This window comes from Synechococcus sp. CBW1002 (assembly GCF_015840915.1).
Taxonomy (GTDB): domain Bacteria; phylum Cyanobacteriota; class Cyanobacteriia; order PCC-6307; family Cyanobiaceae; genus CBW1002.
On sequence record NZ_CP060398.1, the window covers coordinates 1,727,069 to 1,741,101 of the forward strand.

A 14,033-nucleotide genomic window follows, 5' to 3' on the forward strand; every position below is an offset into this window, starting at 1 on the left:
GAACGGGATCGGGTAGACCCGGAGGCGATCGCGACGGCTCAGTCGGTCGCTTCGATCACGTTGAACAACAGGGCCATGGCCACGGCTGGGCCCAGGATTCCCACAAGGGGAACGAACACTGAGGGCAACCAGGCCGCTGCAAATTCTCCAGTCATGGCATAGGCCAATAGGAATCGTCGATACTGTACGGAGAGGTCTGAAAGGGACCCCTGGCGCTGTTGAGGGGCGACATAAAAGTTCAATCCCCGCCTGAGGCCTCTCACTCCTTCCAGTGCCGCTGTTGCCATCTCCTCGAGACCTCCCTCCAGTGGCCGTTCGCAAGATGCCGTCCCAGTGGCCTTGCCCACCGCCATCTGCTGGCGGCGCCCATGAAGGCTTGGTGCCGAGGCTGAAATCCGGGATCACCCGCTGGCACTGCCGCGCAAGGTGGCGCGCACGCGGTAGATCGGTCGTCCCTGGCTCTCGTGATACGTCCGCATTTGCAGTTCCGACAGCAGGCCGAAGCAGAACAGCTGAACCCCGGTGAGAAAGCAGAGCAGGGCCATCAGCAGCAGGGGGCGGTCGCCGATGTTGGCGCCCTGCAGCTTCTCCACCAGCAGCCAGGCGCCGATCAGCAGTCCCAGGCCCATCCCCACCAGGCCTCCCAGGCCGAAAACATGCATCGGCCTGGTGAGGAAGCGCTTCATGAACCACACCGTGAGCAGATCCATCAGCACCCGGAATGTACGGTCGATCCCGTATTTGCTGGTGCCGAAGCGGCGAGGGTGATGGCTCACCTTCACTTCGGTGATCCTGGCCCCTTCGATGAAGGCCAGCGCCGGCAGGAAGCGGTGCAGCTCTCCGTAGAGGTTCATGTCCTCGACCACCTCGCGCCGGTAGGCCTTGAGTGAGCAGCCGTAGTCGTGCAGCTTCACGCCGGTGACCCGGGCGATCAGGCGGTTCGCCAGCAGGGAGGGCAGCAGGCGGCTCACGGCCGCATCCTGCCGCTGGTAGCGCCAGCCGCTCACCAGGTCATAGCCCTGGTCCAGGGTGTCCAGCAGCAGGGGGATGTCGGCCGGATCGTTCTGCAGATCGCCGTCGAGGGTCACGATCACGGGGCCGCGGCTGGCATCGAAGCCCGCCGCCATGGCGGGGGTCTGGCCGTAGTTGCGACGCAGCAGCACCGCCACCAGTTCGGGGATCGTGCTGGCCAGCTCCTGCAGCAAAACCGGGGTGCGATCGCGCGAGCCGTCGTCCACCAGCACCAGCTCGAAGGGGATCCCCAGGGGCCGCAGCTGAGCCAGCAGCTGCTCCACCAAGGGTCTGAGACTGTCCTCTTCGTTGTAGAGCGGCACCACCACCGAAAGAGTGGGCAGGGTGGGGGCCGGCATGGCGGCGGATCCGGAGGCGAGCCGAACCCTAAACGGAGACTGGCATCAGTCTCCGCAGGCGCTGCCGTCGTGGCAATGCATCACCCGGCCGGCGCCGCGCAGTTCCAACCGGTAGTGGCGTGCCACGGGATCCGGATTGTGGGGCGAGAGGTCGTCGATGCCGATGCCATTGCGGCCGTGTGCGACCCCCGAGCTGTGCAGGTAGCGGCCGCCTGTGAGGTGCAGGCCCACATGGGTGCAGCGCCGCGGTGTGCCGAAGAAGATCAGATCGCCTGGTCGCAGCAGCGCCGTCGCTCCCGGGCGGACGGCCACCGGCTGGCAGAAACGTTCCTGCAGGTAGGCATCGCGTGGCAGCCAGATGCCCTGGCTGGCAAACAGGGTCTGAACCAGGCCGGAGCAGTCGAAATCAGGCCCGAGCGATCCGCCCCACAGGTAGGTGTTGGGCTGGAGCATGGCGGCTTTTGCCGCCGCCAGCACCGCCGGCAGGCGGGCTTCGATCTGGGGGCGTTGCAGGAGTTGGCTGCGGGGTCGACTGCCGCTCACGGCGTGGCCCAGCAGGTGGTTCGGCTCGATCCAGCCGGGGTAGCCGTCCTCCAGCAGTCGGACCCTCAGACGCGCCGCTTCCCCTGGTGCGCCCGCTCTGGTGCCATCGCGCAACTGCAGCACCCGCCCCGCCGCCGCCTGGGTGGCCAGGCCGGCTCCGTGGGCCCGGCTGTAGAGGTTGAGTGGCGCGGTGAGCTGCCAGAGGCTGCCCGCTTCCAGCAGCTCGCGGGCCGCCGGGCTGCCGGTCGGCAGAGTGCTTAATGTCGCCATCACGCTGCTCGGCGGAGATGGTGTTCTACAACCCGGATCCGGGCATGGCCGAGCGCCTCGCCGATCTGGTGGCGGCTCTGGAGCTGGAGGGGCGGGAAGGGCTGGGTCAGCGGCTGTCGATCACCTGGTTGCGTTACCCCGAGTCCCTGCGACATCAGGCCCATGACCTGGATCCGACCAGCTTCTGGCAGCGACCGCTGACCGGTGCTGCCTGGGCCGGTGATCGCCTCCGCTATCCCGCCAGTGTGGTGAAGTTGATCTATCTGGTGGCCGCCGAGGCCTGGCTGCAGCGCCAGCTGATTGGCGATGGGCCGGAGCTGCGCCGGGCCCTGGCCGACATGATCCGCGACTCCAGCAATGACGCCACGGCACTGGTGATGGATCTGCTCAGCGGCACCACCAGTGGCCCTGAGCTGCCGCCGCATCGTTACAGCTCCTGGTGCCACCAGCGCGGCATCGTCAACCGCTGGCTGACCGAGCTCGCCTGGCCTGAGCTGGAGGGCTGCAATGCCTGCCAGAAGACCTGGGGCGATGGCCCCTACGGCCGTGAACGTCAGTTCTACGGGCCTGATCTGCAGAATCGCAACCGCCTCAGCACCGATGCCGTGGCCCGGGTTCTGCATGGGGTGATGGCAGGCGCGATGGTGTCGCCGCCGGCGTGCCGGCGCATGCAGGACCTGCTGGCCCGCTCGCTCGATCCCCTGGAACGGCAGGCCGATCCGGAGAATCAGGTGGATGGCTTCATCGGCGAAGTCCTGCCGCTGCAGACACCCTTCTGGAGCAAGGCCGGCTGGATGAGCCAGGCGCGCCATGACGCCGCCTATGCGGAACCCGAGAACGGTCTGCCGTTCCTGCTGGTGATCTTCAGCGAAGGGCAGGCGTGTGCTGATGATCCGGCCCTGTTGCCGGCGATCACCACCGAATTGCTGCGCTACAGCCGCCCGGTCTGAGCCACTCCGTGCCGGGTGCCGCAGGCCCGATCGACAACCCCGACATTCCGTCTGAGCGGAAGTCGGGGAGTCTGTGCTTTGGAAACGGAGAGGGAGGGATTCGAACCCTCGACAGAAGTTGCCTCCTGTAACTCCTTAGCAGGGAGCCGCTTTCAACCACTCAGCCACCTCTCCAGTGGCTCCGTGAGCTTATCAGTGGGCCGGCAGCCTCAGCCCTCGCCGCCGCCGCTCACGGCCAGCCGCGGCAGCCGGTGCTTGAAGCCGCAGAGGATCTCCCAGGGGATGGTGTGGCAGCGCTCACTCCAGTCGGTCGGGCCGATGCTGCGGTCGCCCTGCTGCCCGAGCAAGGTCACCACCGATCCCACCTCCAGCTCGGAGGTGTCGGTGGCATCGAGCACCAGCTGATCCATGGTGATCGCGCCCACCTGCGGCAGGCTCTGCCCTCGGAACAGCACCTCCAGCTGGTTCGAGAGCTGGCGGGGGACGCCATCGGCGTAGCCGATGCCCACCACCGCCAATCGGCTGGGGCGGCTGGTACGGAAGCGATGGCCATAGCTCACCCCCACCCCCGCCGGCACCTCCCGGATCAGGGAGACGCGGGCGTGTAGCTGCATCGCTGGTTGCAGCGGCACCCGGCCGGCCAGATGCGGGGCTGGCTCCTGGCCATAGAGGGCCAGCCCGACCCGCACCAGGTCGTAGTGGATGGCGTGATCCCGCAGGGTGCCGGCCGAGTTGGCCAGGTGGCGGTGCCCGCAGCTCAGCCTCTGCTGGCGGAGGCTGTCCAGCACACTCTCGTAGCGGCGTTGCTGCTCGCGCGTCAGGCCGTCGTCCTCGTCGGGGCAGGCATCGGCGTGGGCGAGGTGGGAATAGAGCCCCACCAGCTCCACAGCATCGAGGTCCTGCAGGGCCGCCACCAGGCGGGGGCCGTCCTGCCAGTCGGCGCCGAGCCGGGCCATGCCGGTGTCGAGCTTGAGCTGCAGCGGCATCGAACGACCGCTGCCGCTGGCCAGGTTCTGGCAGAGCAGGGCTTCCCGCATGCTGCTGATCGTTGGCATCAGCTGCCAGCGCAGACAGCTGCGCAGTTCCTCCACCTGGGTGAGGTTGCCCAGCACCAGAATCGGCGCCCGGATCCCGGCGGTGCGCAGTTCCACTCCCTCGGCAAGGGTGGCCACCCCGAAGCAGCTGGCGCCGCCGGCGAGGGCGGCCTCGGCGACCAGCACCGCACCGTGGCCGTAGCCATCCGCCTTGACCACGGCCATCAGCTCGGTGAGCGGACCGATGAAGCGGCGCAGGGCGCGGGCGTTGGCGCGGATGGCGCCGGCATTCACTTCCACCCAGGCCCGTTGCCTGGACTGGCCGGTCTCATGGGGTGCCAGGGGTGTGCTGAGCGGCGAGGAGGACATCAGCGCCTCTCCACGGCAGCCAGGAGCCGCCGCGCGTCGCTGCCGGTGCCGTCGAAGGAGGCGTGGAACACAGTCGCGCGCGGAGAACGCCTATAGCATGGCCTGCAATCAGAGGGGCTGGCATGGGCCACGTTCTCGTTCTGAATGCGTCCTACGAGCCGCTCAATATCACCCACTGGCGTCGCGCCATGGTGATGCTGCTCAAGGGAAAGGCCGAAGGCCTGGAGCACGACTCCAGCCGCGTCATCCGGCCGGATCTGCTGCTGCCCACCGTGATCCGTCTGCGTCAGTTCGTGCGGGTGCCCTACAAGCCCCTGCCCCTGACCCGCCGCAATCTGTTTCAGCGCGACAACCACCGCTGCCAGTACTGCGCCAGCACCACCCAACCGCTCTCGATCGATCACATCGTGCCCCGCAGCCGTGGCGGCGCCGATGCCTGGGAGAACGTCACCACCGCCTGCCTGGGCTGCAATGTGCGCAAGGGCAATCGCACGCCTCGCGAAGCCGGCATGCCGCTGCTGCAGGAGCCCCATCGTCCCCACAGCGGGCTCAATTTCGAGGCCAGCCGTCAGATCCGGGCCGGTCGCCACGCGGAGTGGGCCAAATATCTGATCGGTGCCGCCTGATCCGGTTGATGCTCACGGCCTTGAAAACCGCTGGTTCTGAAGCTCCAGCCTGGGTTCAGACCCCGCTCGCCTGGCGGGCCAGCTCTTCCAGTTGCCGGCTCTGCTCGGCGGCGATCGAGGCCCCGATCAGCTCGCCCAGCTGGCCCGCCAGCACGGGTTCGAGCGCGAAATTGCGTCCCAGGCGGTGGTCGGTGGTGCGGTTGTCTTTGTAGTTGTAGGTGCGGATCTTTTCGCTGCGATCGCCGCTGCCCACCTGAGCCCGACGGGTTGAACTCTCCGCGGCGGCGGCGGCGGCGAGTTCCCGCTCCAACAGCTTGGCCCGCAGGATCTCCATGGCCCGTTCCCGGTTCTGCAGCTGGGAGCGTTCCTGGGTGCAGAACACGCGGATACCGGTGGGCTTGTGCAGCAGATCCACTGCCGTTTCCACCTTGTTCACGTTCTGGCCGCCGGCGCCGCCGGAGCGGGCTGTGCTGATCTCCAGCTCGCCTGGATCGATCTGCACCTCCACCGGATCTGCTTCCGGCATCACCGCCACCGTGGCCGTGGAGGTATGCACCCGCCCCTGGGATTCGGTGGCAGGCACCCGCTGGACGCGGTGCACCCCCGCCTCGAACTTGAGCTGGCTGTAGACCCCGTCGCCGCGGATCGCCAGGATGAGTTCCTTGTAGCCGCCCAGTTCCGCTTCCGAGGCACTCACCGGCTGGACCTGCCAGCCCTGGCCCTGGGCGTAGCGGTCGTACATGCGGGCCAGATCTCCCGCCCAGAGCCCGGCTTCGTCGCCACCAGCACCGGCACGGATCTCGAGCATGACGCTGCGCTCGTCGCGGGGGTCGTGGGGCAGCAGCGCCAGGGTCAGCCGTTGCTGCAGCTGATCGATCGTGGCCCCCAGCCGCTCCAGCTCCTCAGCGGCCAGCTCCTCCATGGCCGGGTCACCGCGATGCTCCTTGAGCAGTTGCACCGCTTCCTGCCGTTCGCGCTCGCATTTCTGCAGGTCGGCATAGTCGCGCACAAGCGGCTCGAGCCGGGCGCGTTCCCGTGCGATCGTCTGCAGCTGGGCCGGATCGGCCGTGACCGCCGGATCGGCCAGCTGACGCTCCAGGGCCGCGAAGGTGGTGCAGGCGGTGGCCAGGCGTTCGTGCAGCAGAGCTTGATCGATCACAGCGATGCAGGAACTGAGGGGACGGGAGGGAGGCGCGGGATGGGGCGCAGCCATCAAAAAGCCGGATGCCCAGGGGCATCCGGCTGAGTGGAGCAGATTGAAGGAAAGCCTCAGGCCTGGGCTGCATCCTTCTTGGAGACATCGGCCTTAGCCGTGTCGGTGGAGCCCATGCCGTATTTGCGCATGAAGCGATCAACGCGGCCCTCGGTGTCGAGGATCTTCTGGGTACCGGTGTAGAAGGGGTGGTTGCCACTCCACACGTCGACGTGCAGTTCGGGCTGGGTGGAGCCAGTGGTCATCACCACCTCTCCATTGCAGATCACCTTGGCATCGGGATACCAGGTGGGGTGGATGTCGGCCTTGGGCATGGCTGCGAACAGAGCAGTGCGAACAGAAAAGATCAGCGCTTGGAGAACTGGGGAGCCTTGCGGGCTTTCTTGAGGCCGTACTTGCGGCGCTCCTTGGCGCGGGGGTCGCGGCTGAGGTGGCCTTCCGTCTTGAGGGGCTTGCGGTTGTCCGGCGACAGGTCGCAGAGGGCACGGGCGGCACCCTGCTTGATGGCGTCGGCCTGGCCGGTGAGGCCACCACCGCGCACGTTCACAAGGACGTCGTAATCGGATTCAAGACCCAGCGTCTGCAGGGGAGCCTTGACGGCCGCCAGGTAGACGGGGTTGTAGTTGAGGTAGTTATCGCCGGGGCGGCCATTGATCGTGACGCTGCCGGTGCCGGGAACAATGCGCACCCGTGCAACGGCGGTCTTGCGGCGACCAGTGCCCCAGTAGACGACGGAATTGCTGCTCATTGGGCGGAAGTGGCGGGGTCGAGGGCGAGAGCCTGGGGCTGCTGGGCGGCGTGGGGATGATCGATGCCCTTGTAGACCTTCAGCTTGCGGAACAGCTGGCGGCCCAGGGCGTTGTGGGGCAGCATGCCCTTGATCGCCTTCTCCACGATCCGCTCGGGGATCCGGCCCTGCAGGTGGGCGAAGGTTTCGGTCTTCATGCCACCGGGGCGACCGGAGTGGCGGCGATACAGCTTCTGGGTGGGCTTGTTGCCGCTCACCTTCACCTTCTCGGCATTGATGACGATCACGAAATCGCCGGTGTCGAGGTGGGGGGTGTAGCAGGGCTTGTTCTTGCCCCGCAGCACCTGAGCCACTTCGCTGGCGAGACGGCCAAGAGTCTGATTCTCAGCGTCGACGACGTACCACTGGCGATCCAGGGAATCGATGGAAGGAAGGGATGTCTTGTTCATCGCACCGGCAGGCCGGATGGGTTGGGCCCATCGCGGCGGATGGGGCAGGACAGTTCAACAGTCAACCTACCGCGTCACCGATATTGACCCTGATGGGGTCAGGCACGGCTGCGCGCAGCGGCGGCTGCAGAGAAGGCGGGGCTGGATGATCGCCTGCTGATCCCCCCAATCCCAGTCGATCAGGCTGATCGACTGGGATTGGGGGGATCGGGGATCGCCAAGGCAAACCGCGGTTGACCATCGTACCAGGCACTCTTTACAAAGACCTCCTCCGGATATCCCACCCGCAGCAGGCAGAGCCCCTGGGGCGGCGCTGCTTCCTTCACCTGTTCGCGCGCCTGCTGGCGCCAGCGCCGCGAGAAGCCATCCACGCTCAGCTGACCCTCGCCCACGGCCACCAGCTGCCCCATCACCAGGCGCACCATGCCGTAGAGGAAGCCAGTGGCCTGCATCTCCACCACCACCAGGTCTCCCTGCCGATCCACCATCACCTCCTGCAGGGTTGTGCGGGCATGGGGGCGGCTGCTGCCGGCCCGCTGGAAGGCGGAGAAGTCGTGGTCGCCGAGCATGCCCGCCAGGGCGTCGGCCATGGCCTGCTCGTCGAGCCGCTGCTGGTAGCGGTGCCAGGTCCAGGGGGCCAGGAAGAGGTTGGGGGTGCGCCCGTTATGGATCGTGTACCGGTAGCGCCGGTAGGTGGCGCTGAAGCAGGCATGCCAGGTCAGCGGCACCTCGGCGGCGGCCACCACCCGAATGGAGGCCGGCAGGCGGCCATTCAGGGCCTTGGGCCAGCGCTGAGCCGGGATGGGGCCGCTGGTTTCGAAGTGCGCCACCTGGCCGGCGGCATGGACGCCACTGTCGGTTCGGCCCGCTGCCATGGTTCGCACCGGTCGCTGTGCATCCAGGCTGGGTGGATCCAGGCTGGCGATGGCCTCCTCCAGGGTCTGCTGAACGCTGGGGTGTCGCGGCTGGCGTTGCCAGCCGCAGAAGGCCGCTCCGTCGTATTGCAGGCAGAGGGCGATCCGGCGGCGGTGTTCGCCGCTGGTGGCTTCGCTGTTGGTCGCTTCGCGGTTGGCGGATCCGGTGTCAGTCTGATCGGCCGTGCTGGCGGAAGCACTGGGTGGTGCGCTCGACTTCAAGCCGGTCATCAGCGGCTCCGCTGGACAGAATCAGGCCATCAAAAAACCGCGGAGGCCTTCAGGCGTCCGCGGCCAAGGGGGAACGCAGCATTGGGCTGGGGGCGCGTCGGCACCACCGCCAGGCTCAGACCAGTTCGATGATCGCCATCTCGGCGTTGTCACCGCGGCGGGGAACCGTCCGGATGATGCGGGTGTAGCCGCCGTTGCGGTCGCCGTAGCGATCCTGGGCCTTGTCGAACAGGGCGTGGACCAGCTGCTTGTCGTAGATGTAGCCGATTGCCCGACGGCGGGCCGCCAGGGTGCCGTCCTTGGCCAGGGTGATCATGCGCTCGGCTTCGTCACGCAGGGCCTTGGCACGGGCCTTGGTGGTGGTGACGCGACCTTCGCGGATCAGTTGGGTGGTGAGGCCGCGGAGCAGCGCCTTGCGCTGGTCTGCGGGACGGCCCAGCATGGGCACTCGGCACTGGTGTCTCATGACGGAAAAGCTCGGACAGGGACGGAACGGGGTGGGATGCCGCGGCTCAGGCGGTGGTGCGGCTCTGGGGCAGGGAGATGCCGATGCGCTCCAGGGCTTCGATCACTTCATCGGCAGACTTGGAGCCGAAGTTCTTGATCTCCAGCAGATCTTCGTAGCTGAAGCCCATCAGGTCGGACACGGAGTTGACCTGGGCCCGCTTGAGGCAGTTGTAGGCCCGCACGGAGAGATTGAGTTCCTCGAGCGGAATCTGGGCTTCGGCTGAAGGCTCGATCTCCGGACCGGGTTCCTCCGCCATGGTGAGGCTGGCCAGAGGCTGGAACAGGGCGATCAGCTGGTTGGCAGCCTGGGCCATGGCGTCATCCGGCGTGATGCTGCCATTGGTCTCGATTTCGATGCGGAGCCGCTCCCGGGCGGAACCGCCTTCGCCCACGGCGGTCTCATCGACCGTGTAGTTGACACGCTTGACCGGCATGAAGACGGCATCGATCTGGAGCAGATCGATGGCGCTGGTGTCTTCGCTGTGGCGATCGACGGGCCGATAGCCGACGCCGCGCTCGACATGGACTTCCATCTCAAGGCTGTGGCCTTCGGCCACGGTGGCGATCGGCCGCTGGCCGTCGATCACCTGCACCTGGGAGGAGAACTGCAGGTCGGAGGCGGTCACGGTGGCGGGGCCGTTCATGACCAGTCGACCGATCTCAAGCTCGCGGCTGCGGCTGCTGATCGGGATCTCCTTGCAATTGAGCAGGATGTCGAGAACGTCTTCACGGACGCCTGGAACCGTGGCGTATTCGTGGTTGACGGAGGCGATCCGCACGGCAGTGATGGCACTGCCCTCAAGGCTGCCGATCAGGACGCGGCGCAGGGCGTTCCCGAGGGTGGTGGCCTGACCCCGATCCAACGGGCCGATCAGGAACACCCCCGTCTGGGAACGGTCGTCAGCGATCTGATGCTCGATCCGATCGATCTGGTAGTGGAGCACGGTCTGAAGGGTCGGGAGTGGGAACGGACGCCGCGAGCGGCTGGGCTAACGACGGGTCAGACGCGGCGGCGCTTGGAACGACGGCAACCGTTGTGGGGCAGGGGGGTCACGTCACGGATCAGGGTGATTTCCAGACCGGCCACCTGCAGGGCGCGGATCGCGGTTTCACGGCCGGAGCCTGGGCCACGCACCAGCACTTCGATCTGGCGCATGCCCTGCTCGAGGGCCCGGCGTGCGGCGGCTTCAGCGGCGGTCTGGGCAGCGAACGGCGTGCCTTTACGGGCGCCCTTGAAGCCACTGGCCCCGGCGGACGACCAGGAGATCACCTCACCGGCCGTGTCGGTGATCGAGACGATCGTGTTGTTGAAGGTGCTTTGAATGTGCGCGACGCCGTTGGGGACGTTGCGCTTCGTTTTCTTGGCGCCGGATTTCTTGGCTGGCTTGGCCATGGCAAAGGCCCTGCGGTTGCAGGGAGGTGATCGGAGGACTGAACGGAACACCCTGGTGACGCCCGAAGAAGCGATCCGGTAGCCAGGCGACCTGGCTGGAGCGATTCGTTTTGCCGTTGCGGCCGAAGCAGCAGCAGCGATGGGCGGCAGGGTGGGGAGATGGAAGAGAAGCGAGCGGAGCCGCAGATGCGGCGTCGCGTCTTACTTCTTCTTGCCGGCCACGGTTTTACGGGCACCGCGGCGGGTGCGGGCGTTGGTGCGGGTGCGCTGGCCGCGCACCGGCAGACCGGCGCGATGGCGGCGGCCCCGCAGGCAGCCGATGTCCTGCAGACGCTTGAGGGCCATGCCCTCCTGGCGGCGCAGGTCACCCTCAAGGGTGTAACCCTCGGCGGCGCCCCGAAGCTTCTGAACATCGGCGTCGCTGAGGTCCTTGACACGGGTGTCAGGGTCAACGCCGGTCTTGGCGAGGATCTGCTGGGCCCGCGTCAGCCCGACCCCATAGACGTAGGTGAGAGCAATCTCGACCCTCTTGTCGCGAGGGATATCGACACCGGCAATCCGAGCCACAGATGAAACGTTCGAATGGGCAGAAGACCCGACCGGATGCAAGGAGCACCGGCTCGATCGGGTCGGGGAGGACAGGATGGATCAGCGCAGGGGCGGATCCGCAGAGCTCGTGAATGAGGGAGGAGCCGGATGGCTCAACCCTGGCGCTGCTTGTGCTTGGGATTGGTGCAGATCACCATCACCCGGCCGTGGCGGCGGATCACCCGGCACTTCTCGCACATTTTCTTGACTGAGGCACGCACCTTCATGGGCGGTGGGCTCTCCGAATTTGCAAACGAGCACCCTACCACAAGGGTCAACCCACCAAGGCTTCGATCCGCTCTGCGATCTCCTCCACCGTTCCCGAGGCTTCCACGGATTCCAGCAGTCCCAGGTTGCGGTAATGGTCGATCAGCGGGGCCGTCTGGGCCTGATACACCTCGAGGCGATGGCGGATCACCGTCTCGTTGTCGTCCACGCGGCCACGGGAGAGCAGCCGCTGCAGCAGCAGGTCGTCATCGAGCTCCATCAGCACCACCAGTTCGATCTGCTGCTGCAGTTCCTCGAGCAGCTCACCGAGCGCCGCTGCCTGCGCCGTGTTGCGGGGAAAGCCATCCAGCAGCCACCCGGCCGTGTGCTCCTGAAGACGGTTGCGCACGATCGCCAGCACCAGGGCATCGCTCACCAACTCGCCCCGGGCCATCACCGCTTCCGCCTCGCGGCCCAGTTCACTGCCAGCCGCCACTTCGCTGCGCAGCAGGTCGCCGGTGGACAGATGCAGCAGCTCGCGGCGTGCTGCCAGCTGCTGCGCCTGGGTGCCTTTGCCCACACCCGGAGGACCGAGGAAGAGGAGACGTTGCTTCATGGCGGATCGTCAGATGGTGAACCCCGTCGCTGGAGCGGCGGGCGGAACGGAACACACAAGGGGGGCAAGTCGTCCTGGCCTGATGAACTACTGCCGCACCAGACCTTCGTAGCGCTGGGAGATCACGTAGGTCTGTACCTGTTTGGCGGTGTCGATCGCCACACCCACCAGGATCAGCAGTGAGGTGGCACCCAGCCCCTGGAAGGTCCGCACCTGGGTGGCGCCTTCCACGGCGGAGGGAATGATCGCCACGGCCCCCAGAAAGAGGCCGCCCAGCAGGGTGAGTCGATTCTGGACACCACTGAGATACAGCGCCGTGGCAGACCCGGGGCGTACGCCGGGAATCGCCACGCCGCTGCGCTTGAGGTTGCTGGCGATGTCGACGGGATTGACCGTGAGAGAGGCGTAGAAGAAGGAAAAGCCGCAGATCAGGGCGAAAAACAGCAGGGCATACAGCCAGGGGGTGCTGCTGTTGGGGTTGAGATAGCCGGCGATGCGGATCAGCCAGGGATTGCGGGTCACATTGGCGATCGTGAGCGGCAGGAAGACCACGGCCGAGGCGAAGATGATCGGCATCACGCCACCGGCATTGAGTTTGAGCGGCAGATAGCTCTGGCGGGCGGCCAGCAGATTGGCTCCTCCCACCTGGCGTTTGGCGCTCACGATCGGGATGCGGCGGCTGCCCTCCTGCACGAAGATGATGCCCACGATCGTGACCAGAAACACCAGCACCAGCACCACGATGCCGCCCACGGTGGAACGGTCGCCGCTCTGAGCCAGTTCGATCGTCGATCCGAGCGCCCGGGGCAGGGTGGCGACGATGTTCACGAAAATCACCAGGGAGGCCCCCTGTCCGATGCCGCGCTCGGTGATCACCTCGCTGATCCACATCACCACCATCGAGCCCGTCACCAGCGCCAGGGAGGTCTGGATCACGAACACCGGCTCGCTGATCCCCGGCAGGGCGTATTGCCGCAGGATCAGGGCAAAGACCGTGCTCTGGAGAATGCCCCAGCCCAGCGCCACGTAACGGGTGATCTGGGCGATCTTGCGGCGCCCGGCCTCACCTTCGTTCTTCTGAAGATCCTCCAGCTGCGGCAGGGCTGCGGTCAGCAACTGCAGGATGATCGAAGCGTTGATGAAGGGCAGGATCCCGAGGGCAAAGACCCCGAGGGTGGAAAGACCGCCGCCGGTGAAGATGTCCAGAAAGCCGATCAGCTGTCCGCCCCGCTGCAGGAACTCCTGGAAAGCGACCCGGTCGATGCCCGGTACGGGGATGTAGATCCCAAGACGCACGAGCAACAGCAGGCCCAGGGTGATCAGCACCCGGTCCCGCAGACCTTTGGCCTGCACCAACTGGCTGAGGATTTCTCCGGCACTGGGGTTGCGGCCCCGGCTGACGAGCATGGCGAGGAAGGGGAAGGGGGGGGGGGAGGACCAGGGTGTCAGGGAAACCCTGGCGTTGGCCGGACAAAGCAAAAGCCGTCTGTCGGGCCGTAAGGCGCTGACAGACGGCTCTGACCCTAAGGGTTGCGGATGCGGCTGGTCAGTCGACCAGCTCGCAGCTGCCGCCGGCGGCTTCGATCTTCTGGCGGGCACTGGCGGTGAAGCCGGCGGCCTGGACGGTGAGCTTCACGGTGAGCTCGCCGTTGCCCAGGATCTTGAGGGGATGCTTGGGGCTGGTCACGATGCCCGCTTCCGTAAGGGAGTCGAGCGTCACGACGCTGCCGGCGGCGAGATCGGCGAGGCGGGACACATTCACCACGGTGAAGAACTTGGGGTTCACCAGCGGGAAGTGCTTCAGCTTCGGCACCCGGCGGTACAGGGGCATCTGACCGCCCTCGAAGCCAGGGCGGGTGGGACGACCCGAGCGTGACTTCTGACCACGCATGCCGAAGCCGCAGCTGGCGCCCTGGCCGGCGGCGATGCCGCGGCCCTTGCGGAGCTTGCGACGGCGGGAGCCGGCCTGGGGCTTGAGAGATTGGAGATTGAGCGACATGGATGG

19 protein-coding genes and 1 tRNA gene are annotated in these 14,033 nt (G+C 66.7%); 2 read left to right on the forward strand and 18 right to left on the reverse strand.

What is annotated here, in order from left to right; all coding sequences use genetic code 11:
- Positions 1–38 precede the first annotated feature (38 nt).
- From H8F24_RS08185 to H8F24_RS08195, 3 genes are all read right to left on the reverse strand, one after another.
- Positions 39–155, reverse strand: coding sequence for a photosystem I reaction center subunit VIII (locus H8F24_RS08185; RefSeq protein ID WP_197157084.1), 117 nt, complete (start codon positions 153–155; stop codon positions 39–41).
- A gap of 246 nt (positions 156–401) precedes the next feature.
- Complete coding sequence (locus H8F24_RS08190; RefSeq protein ID WP_197171709.1) at positions 402–1,370, reverse strand: glycosyltransferase family 2 protein; 969 nt, start codon at positions 1,368–1,370, stop codon at positions 402–404.
- 45 nt (positions 1,371–1,415) lie between these two features.
- Complete coding sequence (locus H8F24_RS08195; RefSeq protein ID WP_197171710.1) at positions 1,416–2,183, reverse strand: C40 family peptidase; 768 nt, start codon at positions 2,181–2,183, stop codon at positions 1,416–1,418.
- Positions 2,184–2,200: 17 nt separating this feature from the next.
- Here H8F24_RS08195 and H8F24_RS08200 point away from each other — a divergent pair, with 17 nt between their 5' ends.
- Complete coding sequence (locus tag H8F24_RS08200; protein ID WP_197171712.1) at positions 2,201–3,133, forward strand: serine hydrolase; 933 nt, start codon at positions 2,201–2,203, stop codon at positions 3,131–3,133.
- 85 nt (positions 3,134–3,218) lie between these two features.
- On the opposite strand, the gene H8F24_RS08205 is transcribed toward H8F24_RS08200, so the two are convergent.
- Together H8F24_RS08205 and alr are read right to left on the reverse strand one after the other, a co-directional pair.
- Positions 3,219–3,307 (reverse strand) — tRNA-Ser (locus tag H8F24_RS08205).
- 35 nt (positions 3,308–3,342) lie between these two features.
- Complete coding sequence (alr, locus tag H8F24_RS08210; protein WP_197171714.1) at positions 3,343–4,536, reverse strand: alanine racemase; 1,194 nt, start codon at positions 4,534–4,536, stop codon at positions 3,343–3,345.
- Positions 4,537–4,658: 122 nt separating this feature from the next.
- On the opposite strand from alr, the gene H8F24_RS08215 reads away from it, so the two are divergent.
- Complete coding sequence (locus tag H8F24_RS08215; protein WP_197157077.1) at positions 4,659–5,162, forward strand: HNH endonuclease; 504 nt, start codon at positions 4,659–4,661, stop codon at positions 5,160–5,162.
- A 55-nt stretch (positions 5,163–5,217) separates the two neighbouring features.
- Here the strand turns inward: H8F24_RS08215 and prfA are convergent, their stop codons facing one another.
- From prfA to rplO, 13 genes are all read right to left on the reverse strand, one after another.
- Positions 5,218–6,318, reverse strand: a complete 1,101-nt coding sequence (gene prfA, locus H8F24_RS08220) for a peptide chain release factor 1 (protein ID WP_197158909.1) — start codon at positions 6,316–6,318, stop codon at positions 5,218–5,220.
- A gap of 113 nt (positions 6,319–6,431) precedes the next feature.
- Complete coding sequence (rpmE, locus tag H8F24_RS08225) at positions 6,432–6,689, reverse strand: 50S ribosomal protein L31 (protein WP_197157075.1); 258 nt, start codon at positions 6,687–6,689, stop codon at positions 6,432–6,434.
- 32 nt (positions 6,690–6,721) lie between these two features.
- Positions 6,722–7,123, reverse strand: a complete 402-nt coding sequence (gene rpsI, locus H8F24_RS08230) for a 30S ribosomal protein S9 (RefSeq protein ID WP_197157073.1) — start codon at positions 7,121–7,123, stop codon at positions 6,722–6,724.
- Entirely contained in the window at positions 7,120–7,572 is a 453-nt protein-coding gene (gene rplM, locus H8F24_RS08235; protein WP_197157071.1) for a 50S ribosomal protein L13, read from the reverse strand. Before rplM ends, rpsI begins: the two co-directional genes overlap by 4 nt.
- A 179-nt stretch (positions 7,573–7,751) precedes the next feature.
- Complete coding sequence (gene truA, locus H8F24_RS08240; RefSeq protein ID WP_197171715.1) at positions 7,752–8,717, reverse strand: tRNA pseudouridine(38-40) synthase TruA; 966 nt, start codon at positions 8,715–8,717, stop codon at positions 7,752–7,754.
- Positions 8,718–8,832: 115 nt separating this feature from the next.
- A complete protein-coding gene (gene rplQ, locus H8F24_RS08245; protein WP_197157067.1) occupies positions 8,833–9,183 on the reverse strand; it encodes a 50S ribosomal protein L17 in 351 nt (116 codons plus the stop codon).
- A gap of 46 nt (positions 9,184–9,229) precedes the next feature.
- Complete coding sequence (locus tag H8F24_RS08250) at positions 9,230–10,168, reverse strand: DNA-directed RNA polymerase subunit alpha (protein ID WP_197157065.1); 939 nt, start codon at positions 10,166–10,168, stop codon at positions 9,230–9,232.
- A gap of 56 nt (positions 10,169–10,224) precedes the next feature.
- Positions 10,225–10,617, reverse strand: coding sequence for a 30S ribosomal protein S11 (rpsK, locus tag H8F24_RS08255; protein ID WP_010311626.1), 393 nt, complete (start codon positions 10,615–10,617; stop codon positions 10,225–10,227).
- A 201-nt stretch (positions 10,618–10,818) separates the two neighbouring features.
- Positions 10,819–11,184, reverse strand: a complete 366-nt coding sequence (rpsM, locus tag H8F24_RS08260) for a 30S ribosomal protein S13 (protein WP_197157063.1) — start codon at positions 11,182–11,184, stop codon at positions 10,819–10,821.
- 134 nt (positions 11,185–11,318) lie between these two features.
- On the reverse strand, positions 11,319–11,432 hold the full coding sequence (gene rpmJ, locus H8F24_RS08265; protein WP_007100636.1) for a 50S ribosomal protein L36: 114 nt from the start codon (positions 11,430–11,432) through the stop codon (positions 11,319–11,321).
- Positions 11,433–11,479: 47 nt separating this feature from the next.
- On the reverse strand, positions 11,480–12,028 hold the full coding sequence (locus H8F24_RS08270) for an adenylate kinase (protein ID WP_197157061.1): 549 nt from the start codon (positions 12,026–12,028) through the stop codon (positions 11,480–11,482).
- 87 nt (positions 12,029–12,115) lie between these two features.
- The gene (gene secY, locus H8F24_RS08275; RefSeq protein WP_197171717.1) at positions 12,116–13,435 is read right to left on the reverse strand and encodes a preprotein translocase subunit SecY; all 1,320 of its coding nucleotides are present in this window, start codon (positions 13,433–13,435) and stop codon (positions 12,116–12,118) included.
- Between the two features lie 139 nt (positions 13,436–13,574).
- Entirely contained in the window at positions 13,575–14,027 is a 453-nt protein-coding gene (gene rplO, locus H8F24_RS08280; protein ID WP_197157058.1) for a 50S ribosomal protein L15, read from the reverse strand.
- Positions 14,028–14,033: the final 6 nt, after the last annotated feature.

Coding starts and splice junctions, on each gene's coding strand:
- H8F24_RS08185 (WP_197157084.1), bottom strand. CDS start 155: ATGACTGGAGAATTTGCAGCGGCCTGGTTGCCCTCAGTGTTCGTTCCC.
- H8F24_RS08190 (WP_197171709.1), bottom strand. CDS start 1,370: ATGCCGGCCCCCACCCTGCCCACTCTTTCGGTGGTGGTGCCGCTCTAC.
- H8F24_RS08195 (WP_197171710.1), bottom strand. CDS start 2,183: ATGGCGACATTAAGCACTCTGCCGACCGGCAGCCCGGCGGCCCGCGAG.
- H8F24_RS08200 (WP_197171712.1), top strand. CDS start 2,201: ATGGTGTTCTACAACCCGGATCCGGGCATGGCCGAGCGCCTCGCCGAT.
- alr (WP_197171714.1), bottom strand. CDS start 4,536: ATGTCCTCCTCGCCGCTCAGCACACCCCTGGCACCCCATGAGACCGGC.
- H8F24_RS08215 (WP_197157077.1), top strand. CDS start 4,659: ATGGGCCACGTTCTCGTTCTGAATGCGTCCTACGAGCCGCTCAATATC.
- rpmE (WP_197157075.1), bottom strand. CDS start 6,689: ATGCCCAAGGCCGACATCCACCCCACCTGGTATCCCGATGCCAAGGTG.
- rpsI (WP_197157073.1), bottom strand. CDS start 7,123: ATGAGCAGCAATTCCGTCGTCTACTGGGGCACTGGTCGCCGCAAGACC.
- rplM (WP_197157071.1), bottom strand. CDS start 7,572: ATGAACAAGACATCCCTTCCTTCCATCGATTCCCTGGATCGCCAGTGG.
- truA (WP_197171715.1), bottom strand. CDS start 8,717: ATGACCGGCTTGAAGTCGAGCGCACCACCCAGTGCTTCCGCCAGCACG.
- rplQ (WP_197157067.1), bottom strand. CDS start 9,183: ATGAGACACCAGTGCCGAGTGCCCATGCTGGGCCGTCCCGCAGACCAG.
- rpsK (WP_010311626.1), bottom strand. CDS start 10,617: ATGGCCAAGCCAGCCAAGAAATCCGGCGCCAAGAAAACGAAGCGCAAC.
- rpmJ (WP_007100636.1), bottom strand. CDS start 11,432: ATGAAGGTGCGTGCCTCAGTCAAGAAAATGTGCGAGAAGTGCCGGGTG.
- H8F24_RS08270 (WP_197157061.1), bottom strand. CDS start 12,028: ATGAAGCAACGTCTCCTCTTCCTCGGTCCTCCGGGTGTGGGCAAAGGC.
- secY (WP_197171717.1), bottom strand. CDS start 13,435: ATGCTCGTCAGCCGGGGCCGCAACCCCAGTGCCGGAGAAATCCTCAGC.
- rplO (WP_197157058.1), bottom strand. CDS start 14,027: ATGTCGCTCAATCTCCAATCTCTCAAGCCCCAGGCCGGCTCCCGCCGT.